The following is a 10,257-nucleotide window of genomic DNA, read 5'->3' on the forward strand; positions in this document are numbered from 1 at the left end:
TCACGGCGGGAACAGGGGTTCGATTCCCCTTGGGCGTACCAGGAATTCACCTTAAATACCAAGTAGTTAGACTAAACCGCCAGCGCGGGTGTCGGGCGTCGGTACTACTTTCGGTATAATATGGTCGCGGGCCGCCTGACCAGCCATGAACAGACGGCCCGCTCATCGCGCGCCGTAGGGAAGGAGATATCCCCGGCGCAGCGTCTGTCAGGCGCGGAGAGCCTCCTGCACCGCCCTTTCTGACGCCTCGGCCCTTTCCACAACCTCGCTGCTGCTCAGGCCGGTGTAGAACCTTACGACCAGCTGCCCGGCGCGCTCGATGTCCTCGACCGCGCGGCCTAGCCGCTGCATCCGGTCCACGTCTGGGCCGTGGCGCTCACTGCGCCAGCGATGGCGCAGCATCTCCATCGCCTCGGCGGTGATGCCGGACAGCATTGCAGGACCGTTGAGCACAGCGGCGACGACCGTGTCGTCGGCCACTGCGGCGGCCAGCGCGGCGGCGCGCTGCTTGTCGTTCATGGAGGCGAACCGGGCGCGCACCTCGCTGGCGAGCATGACGTCGACCGGGGTAGTCGGCCGGGGCGGCGCGCTGGTCAGCGCTGCCAGTCGGTCGATCTCCTTGACGGCAGCGGCCCTTGCGGCGTCCAGCTGGCGTAGGCCCGGCTCCACGGCGCGCCAGCCCTTGTCCTTCACCTCTCGGTGGCGCGCCGGGACCGTGACCATCTCGTTGGCCATCACGGCGGCGGCAATCCGCTTGGCCTTCTCGGTGGCGAGGCGGCTCGCCTGCATTGCGTCGTACATCAGGCCGATGGTGGGGTCTCCCACGACCTCCCTTGTCTCCGGATCGCGCGCATAGTGCCGGGCGATCATCTCCTCGTGGATGCTGACGGGAACGTTGTCCCTGTCCTTCATTGGTGCTGGCATGGGTCTATCTCCTAGTTGACGTGAAGCCTGAGGGGCGGCAGCTGCTTGGCGACGATGGGCTTGCCGTCCTCGGCGCTGATGCCGGGCCCGCGATGCCACGACCGGCCGGGCGACTCGGCCGTCTTAAAGTGAAGGACCCCGTCGTAGCCGACTGACCCTGTCGCCGCCCGTGGCCGAGAGGCGACACCCAGCGCACCGACGACAGCGCCCGCCACCGCGTTGGCAATGTCGTCGTGCGCGCCGGGTGCGTGGTCGACGATGTCTCGGCCTCCCCGGCTGGTGCGCCGCTCCAGGCCGACTAGCTGCTCTTCCAGCTTTCGCAGGTCGAGCAGGCTTGCCCTGCCGGAGTTCATTGCCGGCACCAGCGACAGGTAGAGTTCGGATCGGGTCTTGTCGGCCAGCCGGTAGCTGATCCCGTGGCGCCGGAAAAGCTCGCGCGGGAACTCGCCGCCGTAGCGGTCGCCGGTCACCTCGCTGGCGCCGTAGGAATGGATCAGCTGCGCAAACTCGGCAACGACCGCCTCGGGCGAGAACGGCGGCACCGCCTCCCTCACCGCGTCGAGGATCACGTCGTCGCCCTCGCAGTGGGCGATGGCCAGCGTCATGCTGTCGGCGCTGCCGCCGGACGGATCGACAAAGGCAAAGTACCTGCCCCGGCGCGTCGGCCCGCGCTCGCGGATGCCGGGGGAGACGCATGCGGCGACGGCTTCTCGGGTCAGCAGCATCTCCATGTCGGCGCGGAACTCGGCCATGTACTCGGCGCGGGCCGATGCGGCATCTCGCTCGGTCGCCTCGTCGATCAGCGACTGCGGCACCGATGGGTTCATCTCCCGGGTAGCGGCGCGCCAGACCAGCGGTGCGCCCTCGGCCGCCCAGTGACGCCGGAAGGCATCCCACAGCGCGCCGCGCCGGGCGTATGGGCTGGAGGCGCATATCAGCATCGCACCCGGGATCGTGGCCATGCCGGGCCGAATGGCGTCGAGAATGGCATAGTCGGGCTCGGCGCTGTCGTCGGTTCGCCAGAAGGCAATCTCGTCGCACAGCACGGCGGCGAAGGTGTAGCCGCGCGTCGACCGGTGCGAAGCGGTGCCGACCTCGATGGTGACGGCATTGTTCAGGTCGACCGACTCGCTTGTCTGGTTCAGCACCATCGACCTGAGGATCGGGATGTTGCTCAGCAGACCGTCGACGTAGCGCATGATGGTTCGCGCCTGCTTTCGGTCGGCGGCGATCACGAGGATCGTGGCGCGCTCGCCCGGCTGAAGATACTGGTGGTACTGGCGGAAGCAGGCCAGGTACACGGCCACCAGCGCCATGACGAAGCTCTTGCCGCCGCGCCGGCCGACTACCAGCCATGCCTCGGACGCCGCCGCCGTGGGTGGGGCGGTGCGGCCGGTGTGGCGGCGGTACAGCTCGGCCTGCTCCTCGTCCATCGGAAGGCCGAACAGCGCCGCAAGGAAGGCGAACCAGACTTCCCAAGTCTCTCGGCGGCGAAACCACTTGCCGAACAGGTTCGGGTCGGCGCAGGCGGCGGCAATGCTCATGGGCGCAGTGTTCATCAGCCAGTCCCGCCGCTCATGTACTGCTCGATTGTCGGAGTGATGTCGCGCGACCGGCGCTGAAGGCCGGCCATGTCCAGCAGCCGGCGCAGGGTGTTGGCCAGCCGCTGGTACATGTCGAGGTCGGGGTGCGAGATGTGGTCCGGTGCGGCGTTGGCGAAGCGCTGCTCCAGCTTCTCCATCTCGATGGTCAACGTTGCCACCCGGCGGACGATGCTCTTCTCGGCCTCGCTGCAGGCTTGGGCTCCGCCAAGGTCGGATATATGCAGCGCGATCAGATCGCGCATACGCCGCGCCCAGTGGGTCCGGCCGTCGACCCCCGGCAGCAGGTCGCGACCATTGGTGACGCGGGTGCGGGCGATGTCAGTGTAGACCGGCTTCACGCCCGACGAGGGAAGAACGGTCATGCTCATTCCGTTGCCTCCGGGGCCGGTACGAACGTCTCCTCGATGCTGATGGCCTTGGTCTGCAGGCTGCTGGCAATCTGGCGGATGGCGACGTCGCGCGAGCGCGCAGCCCGCAGATACTCGCCCACGGTCATTCCGTCGCGGAACACACCGGTGCCGACCATCGACCTGATTCTGATGAAGTGGGCCTCGGTGATTCCGTTGGTCTTTGCGACCGGGGGAACACCCGGTGGCGATGTGCCCGGCGTGCTACGCCTATAGGGCTGCTTTGCAGGGGGCATATTTGCTCCGATATATTATCTGTCGGAACTAATATAGCGCCTGCTGCTTTGTAAGCCTATGATATGCTTGGCTAATCCGGAGTAACGTGGACAGCGGGTTTCCGCCCTAGGCGGGCGGAAGCGCGTCTTTCGGCGACGCGCAGCGATCTCGTCGGGAAATCGGGCGGAGCGGACCGATCGTCAGAGCGGATACTTCAGCATGACATTGTTGAACAAATCTTCGGCGAAGTCGACGACCTTGGCGCGTGTAAAACTGATGGTCGATGGATGGGCTGCCGAGTTTCGGGTACCCAGTTTGTCATCCAGAATCTTGCGCGCATCATTCGATATTATCCCCGCCGATCGGCAAAACTCAATGAATTTTCCCTCGGGAATTTCAGCAAAGTCGTCGCGTGCGGCTACGCTTGTTATCCGTACCCGCCTGTCAGTATTTTTGGCCAGAACGGCATTGAAAGCCGGTAGATGTTTGGCAAGGATAAACTCGAATAAATGGTCGAGTGTAAGCAACCACATCATGATCATTGTAGCCCGGTGCGCGTCGACACCGAAGCAGTCCAACGCTTCTCCAAGAAACTTCTTTCGTGGCCCCTCAGGTAGCTGAGATTCCAACTTTCTAAGTTCCGCTGGTATCTGGACGGTGTGAATCTCGGCACCAAGCTGAGTCGCTAATTCGTCTTTAAGCTGGCGTGTGAGCCGATAGCCGGCGCTTGTCTTGATGTAGCTAGGGCTCCTGCCCTTCGATCGTTCCGACAGATGTGCGGCGATCCGAGCAGGAACCGTCAGGTCGCAGACCTCGAATGCATTCTTTATGTCCAGGGGAGCTATTGACTCATTTCCAAGCTCTTCCTGCACAAAATACGCGAACAGGTCGATCAGTCTTGCTTGAGTCAGGCTGCCGACCGCAGAGATAGAACTATAAAAGCGCTCGGCAGGGCTTGTCATTTCGCGTCACTTTTCCGTTTCATGTCATGCGCCAAATAAGTTTCGCCAATGTGCACGACAGAGATGTTGTCGGTATCGACGTAATTTAACCAACTTTTCTTGGCGCTAGTATCACGAATTGCTTGAAGAAAAGCACCAGGGGGTTTTTCGTTAAGAACTCTGTAGCACGTGAACAGGTGGTTTGCCGTAAAAACAGGAAGATTTTTCTCTTCTTTAAAGTATGAACCAAATATCAAAACCTTCTCTTGATGCGAAATTGGATCGTAAACCTGATAATATTCCTTCAAGCCATCAAGTTTTAACTCCTTCATCACCGCTGGCTGATATGATCCAGCCTTGTTCTTTAAAGCCTGTCCGTCTACAGTCGTCTTTTGCTTCCTAGCTTGCTTACGCTTTTTGAGGGGCTGCTGTTGATCCGTGTTGACAGCTTCCGAGCTATCCTCCCCCTCCCCCTCCTCTTTCTCAGGTGCAGCACGACTAGTTGCCCCGGGGAGGGGCTTGCTGGCATAGCTTTGAAACTCTTTGTGGATCTCACGCACAAAGTCTTCTTCGCCCTCCACTTCGAGAATCCCTTGACTCAAATCTATTCGCAATTTGACAGTCATTTCAGCCCCTCAGACCAACCCAAATCAACGCAGAACAATATCTGCTTACATATTAGGCAACAATGTTTGCGCACCTCGAAATTGGGTTTATCACAAGAATTGTGGCTCAAGGCCGTGTACTTAGCTGCTCGCCGCGCCAGCCCTCGCCGGTTTACGGCCCGCCCCTTTTACGCCGCCGCCCGTCCGAAGGCGCTGGCGGGGCTGGCAGGCGGCGCGACGGCCGACTTGCGGCCTACCGGCCGCCCCGCTACCGGGGGGTCTGCGCCCGCTTTTTTTTTCGTTAAAGCCGAAAAGCCTAAAGGCGCGCGTATAAGGCTGCACCTATAGTCGCGCGTACAGCTAACGGCTTTAAGGGCTTTTCGGCTTTACGCATACGGTTATACGAGGCGCTGCAAGGGTTTGCAGCAAAGCCGAGTTGCAGCCAGCACGGCTTTTCTCTGCTTTGGCTCATATGGGCTCCCCCGGCACAGGCGGTACCGACAGCGGCTCCGTCTGTTTGTCGAACAGGGACATGCGCATCCAGCGAAGCTCCACGGTCTTGCCCTTAATCTTCTTTGTGGTCTTGCCTTGATCGGTGGGACCGCCGATGCCATTGAGCATGGTTCCCAGCTTGTGCGCAGTGGCATGGCGGAACTCGCCGCTGGTCCTGCAGGCATGGTCCCTTAACCCGGCGACCTTGAAGTAGACTCTGTCGGCATCTTCGTCGTGTACCGGTCGGCCGGTCAGAGCGTCGTCCATCGATGTCCCGTGGTGTCGGTCGAACAGGAAATTGTACAGCATCTCCTGGAACTGAAACTCCACCGTCTCGTCCTGTGGTATCTCGCGCACCTCAGCGCCACGCAGAGCCTCGGCCAGAAGGTCGTTCCACGGAAGCTCCTTCAGGGGCCGGAAAGGGCCAATGCCCTCCGCTGCGCATCGGGTGTTGAAGTGGCGGAAGTTCATGGCCTCGCGCACCGTCATTTGCACAGGCGGCCAGCCGGCGAGCCTGAATTCCCATTCCGCCTCGTCGCCGCCGGTCCAGACTACCAGCTGATCGATCTTGGGGTATCGGTCGGCATCAGCGTCGTCCTCGGCGGGCTTTTCCCGGCCGGCCTCCAGGCCATTCTTGATGTGGCCCATCACCTGCCCGAGAGGGAGTGGATCGACGCTGTCCTGTGAAGCTGCGCGAAGCAGCGCGGCGAACACTTCCTCCTCACCGATCCAGCCAGCGCCGACCATGGTCCCCATCTTAAAGGCATGCTTGTTCAGCAACACGCCCCGGCCCCCGTCGCGCTGCCCAGCGATTTCTAAGCAGAGCTTCATCAGCTCGCGATTCGCGCGATCTGGCCCGTCGGTGTCGAGCCTATTCTCTCGCTTAGGTCGGGCGATTTCGGCCAGCTGGCTCGCCGATACCTTGTTGGTCTCGGCCCAGTCGATGAACTCGGCAACCGAGATACCTAACGGCCGACCCTTCTTGACGCAGTAGCGATCGGACTCTTCGCCCTTGAAGTACGGCATGTTGATCCAGTTGCCGACGCCTTGCGATGGCGGATATGCGTCGGCATCGGGATAACCAAGCCGCACAGCCATGTGGGTCAGCGCCCGGCCGACAGAGGCCTGCGGCGTCCAGTCTGCAAGGAATAGGAATAGATGAGCGCCGCCCGACTTCGACCGGCATATCACAAGGGGTAGCCCCTCCTTCGCGCAAGCGCCGACAAGATCGGCATGGTTGATGCCGGCGTACCCGCCGTCCACGTCCTTGCCGTCGAGGTCTATAACGCCCCACCGGCACATCCCGTCGCTGCGCAGCGGATGAACGCCCAGCGGAACAGTGCCGTCTAGATGCAGCCGCCACAGCTCGGCGGTTGCCGGCCCGGGCACTGTCACCGCGCCATTTCCGCCGGCGTCCTTCATCTCCATCTTGTCGCCGACGAGCCTCAAGGGGCCATGGTACTTGCCATGCTTCTCGTCCGACCCGGCGAACACGTCATGGAAACTTGCCGCCTTGTCAATCAAGGGGTTGGCGGCCTCTGGCTGGGACATAGCGTTCATGGCCGCCCCTCCGCATCTCGCCCAGCCGTCTCGCACAGGGCCCGGAGCAGGCCATAGATCCAGCTGCCGTGATCGACCCAGCCGAACACGAGGAACAGCGTCTCCGCGCAGCGGGCCTGGAACTTTCGGTAGCAGGTCACGTCGGCGGCCCGCATCCTGACGGTGCCGTGGTCTTCCAGTTCCAACTCGCAGATGGCTTCGGCTCCGGTGCCCACCACCCTTGCGCTCACGACGTAGGGCCGGGGTAGTCCGTGGAGGTAGGCCGACTTCCAGCAGCGCTCGGCAGCGTCGGGGCGAACGCCGCACAGGCGCTGCGCCGGGCTCAGGCTGGCATCGCTGCTAGGTGGGCGCGGCATCAGCGCGCGCCCCCGGAAGTGGCGAACTGCGACCGCTGCTTCAGCTTGGCCCTGTGGGCCTCGGCATCGGCGGAAGCTTCGCCCTCGCGCACCCAGTCGGCGATTGCGCCGGCGCTTATGCGAACCACCGAGCCCACCTTGCGCATCTCGCGCGGCCCCTCTCCGGCGGCGCGCATCTTGTAGTAGGTGGGAGTCGAGATTCCGAATCTGCGGCAGAACTCCGGGATGGTGTATCCGTCGCGGTCGGACGCTTCCTTAAGTACATTGTCCATGATGGTGGCTCCTTTGCTTTCCTGCGGCTAGTATAAGCTTTCGCAGGCGCCGAGAGTTAGCCCCGCGCGCTAAGCGCGCGGAGCTTTTAACTTGGTTGAGATTAGATCAGTCGTCGCTGTTCGACGCGACCGCCAAGAAGCGGATTTGACCGTTCTTGCTCACGAGAGACACTGCTTCAACCCATGCGCGCCAACGGCTAGCGGCAGCGGTGATGTGGAACGGCGGCGCGGCTATCTCTACGCAATGCCAGAGCGCTGCATCGGTGAGCTTCGCGTACTCCCAGCGCTCCTCGGGGAAGACCGCGTGAAATCGCCGAAGTACCTCGTCGCGCTCCTTGTACAGGTCGTAGAGGATAATCATGGTGTACTCAGCCACACGGAACGGGTCGGTATATGCCATGCAGACATCTCCTTTTGTGTGTGCAGAATTGCACACGTAAAAGGATGGTCGCTCTGGGCTAGCGCTTCACGCCCGCGCGCTTAGCGCGCGCGAACGAGACTACGGTCGGGGTACGACCCGGCAACTTCGCAGCCGCTCGATGGCGGCGTCTATGCTGGCCTTACGCTTGGCCGCCTTGAGGTCGAAACGGCCTAGGTCATTGTAGACACGGGTGGTCGCCTGTTCCGGGCTTTCGCCAATGCGCCGCTCTTCGTGAACTATGACTGCCTTGGCCCATCGCTCGCTCTGGTTCGGCTTCGGCGAGTATGCCCTCTCGATGATTGCTGTGTAGACTAGGGCTCGGTCGCGAAGCGCCTGTTCGATTGAGGTCTTGGTTGCCGTTGCTCTCTGGTGGAGCACATTGGCCTCCATGAGAACAGCAAGCGCTCGCAAGAACTCTGCCGTCGCCGCGCCTGTTCTCAGGCAACGAATCATACCCCGCCAAGGATCAGGCTCGCCCCGAAGCCGATTAGCATTGCCGTCAAGAATTGCTGCCTTCTCGTCCTCGTATATCGTTGGCAGGCCGTCTATGGCAGCCTGGACGAGCCCGTCGTCGATTTCAGCGGCGGACTTCTGGCCGGCCTGAAACTCGGGGATGAGTGCTTCGTCCAACTGGCGATCCGCCTCCTGACGCAGCCACTCGGCGAGATCGCGAACCGCTGCCTCCAACTTCGGCGCTGGCATCTTACCTTCCGGCAGCGGCGGCTTCCTGCCGTGTTCGAACGATGACGACGGAGTATCGAACGGCTGCGTCTCCTCGCCCACCGAAATTAGGTCGCCCGCCTCCCAGATGAACCGATTGCTGCTGAATGCTTCTGGCTTCTTGCTCATTTCGCCACCCGCGCCTGCTCGATGGACACAACATTCTCCCCGGCGCTAGCCGGGGGAACCAGCGGTACGATAGCCGCACGTAGCATGTCTTCCAGCCCAGTGACGATGAACTTGCTATAGTGCTTCTCGATGATGCCTACGGACGTGTCGTGCGTGGCGGCCACAAGGCGGATGGGCAGGTTGGCCCGGATGCCGCGCACGATGGACGTGTGCCGCAGCGAGTAGGGTATCGCGGCCGGCAGCTTGGCCCTGTCGCGGATCAGGTGGAAGGGCCGCGTAAGCTCTGACGCACCAAGCCACGGCCCCCGGCTTGTCCGCTCCCACCGAGCCGGGCCGACCTGGACGACGCGCCAGCGCTCCAGCAGGGGCGCGTCGGCCGCGCGGCCGACCACAGCAGGGCGAAGCGCCTCCACCACGTCGGCGCCGACCGGAACCGGCACGTGGGTGGAGTTCTTCTGCCTCGACCGATTTCCCTTGCGGCTGACCGGGACCATCAGCCGGCCGATATCGGGCTGGAAGTCGCGGACGCGGAGGCGGACTACCTGCGAGAACCGCGCCCCGGTCGCCGTCAGTACAAGGATCATCCGCCACAGGTCCCCCTCCCAACCCATCTCGGTGTCGATGTCGCGGGTAGCCGCAAGTAGTCGGGCAAGCTCGGCGTCGGACAGGATCTGGTCGTCGCGGGAAGAAGTCTCGGCATGGTCGTCGTCGGTGGCGGGTGCCTTCAGGCCGTAGCTTATGGTCGCCAGCAGGGAGGCGGGCAGGTCCGCCCGGCTCGCCTCGTAGCCAGCCTTGAGCGCGGCATGGAGGTCGGAGCACAGCCTGCGCACGGTCGTAGCCCGGAGGCTGCCGGGGAGGGCGGCGCGCCACCGCTTAAGGTCGGCCTCGGACAGGTCGGCGAGCCTCACAGCGGCCAGAGGCGCGGGCGCAATGGCCTTGCGGCCACCTGCCGTCGCCGGCTCCCATCCTACGACATATCGGCCCAGCCGCTGGCTGGCGTCGGACCGCACCGCGCGGCCCTGACGACCGGCTTCGCGCCTGTCGCGGCCGTCGGTGTAGACCTTGACCACACCGGCCACAGTCGCAGGGGAGGTCTGCACGGACGGCGCTGCGGCACGGTCGGCTACCTCGTGGGCAAGGCGCTGCGCATCGGCGAAGGACAGCACGTCCGTACCGTTCGCGTCCTGATAGTCGTCCGCCACGCCCTTCAGCGTGGTTTTCTTATAGCCGTTTGTGCAGTCAGGCGACTTGCCCACCCAGCGACGAACGATCCACACACCGGGGTCTTTCTTCAGTCGCCGCCGATACCCGAGGTGCAGCTTGCCTTTTGGCACAATGCTCCTCCAGTGCACCGCCTCCCCGGTCGGCAGCCTGTTGCGCGCCGCCCGCGTGTCCAGCTCTGTGGATCTTACCTTTCTAGCCATATGTCTTGTCTCCGCGCTCGCCCGGCAACTTTCCGGTAAGTTCGGAGTATATAATGCCGGGGCGGGCTGCGGCTAGCCCCCGCTAGTCGCTGCTTCATACTTTCCTTGCATGATAAGGCTTTGCCGAGGAAAATACGGGCTAGCGCAGGCTTCCAGAGATACCGAGAAACAGCGCTCTCACGGCGG

Annotated in this window: 12 protein-coding genes; all 12 read right to left on the minus strand. The window is 62.9% G+C overall.

Annotated elements, in window-relative coordinates; all coding sequences use genetic code 11:
- Positions 1-207: 207 nt before the first annotated feature.
- On the minus strand, positions 208-924 hold the full coding sequence (locus NKJ78_RS30505) for a hypothetical protein (RefSeq protein ID WP_352562801.1): 717 nt from the start codon (positions 922-924) through the stop codon (positions 208-210).
- 11 nt (positions 925-935) lie between these two features.
- Positions 936-2,483 carry a terminase large subunit domain-containing protein gene (locus tag NKJ78_RS30510; RefSeq protein WP_352562802.1) on the minus strand — a complete coding sequence of 516 codons (1,548 nt, stop codon included), beginning with the start codon at positions 2,481-2,483 and terminating at the stop codon, positions 936-938.
- Entirely contained in the window at positions 2,483-2,890 is a 408-nt protein-coding gene (locus NKJ78_RS30515) for a hypothetical protein (protein ID WP_352562803.1), read from the minus strand. Before NKJ78_RS30515 ends, NKJ78_RS30510 begins: the two co-directional genes overlap by 1 nt.
- A gap of 2 nt (positions 2,891-2,892) precedes the next feature.
- Positions 2,893-3,054 carry a hypothetical protein gene (locus NKJ78_RS30520; RefSeq protein WP_352562804.1) on the minus strand — a complete coding sequence of 54 codons (162 nt, stop codon included), beginning with the start codon at positions 3,052-3,054 and terminating at the stop codon, positions 2,893-2,895.
- A gap of 297 nt (positions 3,055-3,351) precedes the next feature.
- Positions 3,352-4,113 (minus strand): hypothetical protein, encoded by a 762-nt coding sequence (locus NKJ78_RS30525; RefSeq protein WP_198029311.1) that lies wholly within the window; start codon positions 4,111-4,113, stop codon positions 3,352-3,354.
- Complete coding sequence (locus NKJ78_RS30530; protein WP_352562805.1) at positions 4,110-4,718, minus strand: hypothetical protein; 609 nt, start codon at positions 4,716-4,718, stop codon at positions 4,110-4,112. The genes NKJ78_RS30525 and NKJ78_RS30530 overlap by 4 nt, the downstream gene beginning before the upstream one ends.
- A gap of 447 nt (positions 4,719-5,165) precedes the next feature.
- Entirely contained in the window at positions 5,166-6,749 is a 1,584-nt protein-coding gene (locus NKJ78_RS30535; protein ID WP_352562806.1) for a TOTE conflict system archaeo-eukaryotic primase domain-containing protein, read from the minus strand.
- Complete coding sequence (locus tag NKJ78_RS30540) at positions 6,746-7,105, minus strand: hypothetical protein (protein ID WP_352562807.1); 360 nt, start codon at positions 7,103-7,105, stop codon at positions 6,746-6,748. The genes NKJ78_RS30535 and NKJ78_RS30540 overlap by 4 nt, the downstream gene beginning before the upstream one ends.
- Entirely contained in the window at positions 7,105-7,377 is a 273-nt protein-coding gene (locus NKJ78_RS30545) for a helix-turn-helix transcriptional regulator (protein WP_023701334.1), read from the minus strand. The genes NKJ78_RS30540 and NKJ78_RS30545 overlap by 1 nt, the downstream gene beginning before the upstream one ends.
- Before the next feature lie 106 nt (positions 7,378-7,483).
- A complete protein-coding gene (locus NKJ78_RS30550) occupies positions 7,484-7,777 on the minus strand; it encodes a hypothetical protein (protein ID WP_023701335.1) in 294 nt (97 codons plus the stop codon).
- A 99-nt stretch (positions 7,778-7,876) separates the two neighbouring features.
- Entirely contained in the window at positions 7,877-8,647 is a 771-nt protein-coding gene (locus NKJ78_RS30555; protein ID WP_352562808.1) for a hypothetical protein, read from the minus strand.
- On the minus strand, positions 8,644-10,071 hold the full coding sequence (locus NKJ78_RS30560; RefSeq protein WP_352562809.1) for a tyrosine-type recombinase/integrase: 1,428 nt from the start codon (positions 10,069-10,071) through the stop codon (positions 8,644-8,646). Before NKJ78_RS30560 ends, NKJ78_RS30555 begins: the two co-directional genes overlap by 4 nt.
- Positions 10,072-10,257 lie beyond the last annotated feature (186 nt).

Origin of the sequence: Mesorhizobium sp. M0037, from assembly GCF_040323635.1 — a bacterium.
GTDB lineage: Bacteria > Pseudomonadota > Alphaproteobacteria > Rhizobiales > Rhizobiaceae > Mesorhizobium.

Coding starts and splice junctions, on each gene's coding strand:
- NKJ78_RS30505 (WP_352562801.1), bottom strand. CDS start 924: ATGCCAGCACCAATGAAGGACAGGGACAACGTTCCCGTCAGCATCCAC.
- NKJ78_RS30510 (WP_352562802.1), bottom strand. CDS start 2,483: ATGAACACTGCGCCCATGAGCATTGCCGCCGCCTGCGCCGACCCGAAC.
- NKJ78_RS30515 (WP_352562803.1), bottom strand. CDS start 2,890: ATGACCGTTCTTCCCTCGTCGGGCGTGAAGCCGGTCTACACTGACATC.
- NKJ78_RS30520 (WP_352562804.1), bottom strand. CDS start 3,054: ATGGTCGGCACCGGTGTGTTCCGCGACGGAATGACCGTGGGCGAGTAT.
- NKJ78_RS30525 (WP_198029311.1), bottom strand. CDS start 4,113: ATGACAAGCCCTGCCGAGCGCTTTTATAGTTCTATCTCTGCGGTCGGC.
- NKJ78_RS30530 (WP_352562805.1), bottom strand. CDS start 4,718: ATGACTGTCAAATTGCGAATAGATTTGAGTCAAGGGATTCTCGAAGTG.
- NKJ78_RS30535 (WP_352562806.1), bottom strand. CDS start 6,749: ATGAACGCTATGTCCCAGCCAGAGGCCGCCAACCCCTTGATTGACAAG.
- NKJ78_RS30540 (WP_352562807.1), bottom strand. CDS start 7,105: ATGCCGCGCCCACCTAGCAGCGATGCCAGCCTGAGCCCGGCGCAGCGC.
- NKJ78_RS30545 (WP_023701334.1), bottom strand. CDS start 7,377: ATGGACAATGTACTTAAGGAAGCGTCCGACCGCGACGGATACACCATC.
- NKJ78_RS30550 (WP_023701335.1), bottom strand. CDS start 7,777: ATGGCATATACCGACCCGTTCCGTGTGGCTGAGTACACCATGATTATC.
- NKJ78_RS30555 (WP_352562808.1), bottom strand. CDS start 8,647: ATGAGCAAGAAGCCAGAAGCATTCAGCAGCAATCGGTTCATCTGGGAG.
- NKJ78_RS30560 (WP_352562809.1), bottom strand. CDS start 10,071: ATGGCTAGAAAGGTAAGATCCACAGAGCTGGACACGCGGGCGGCGCGC.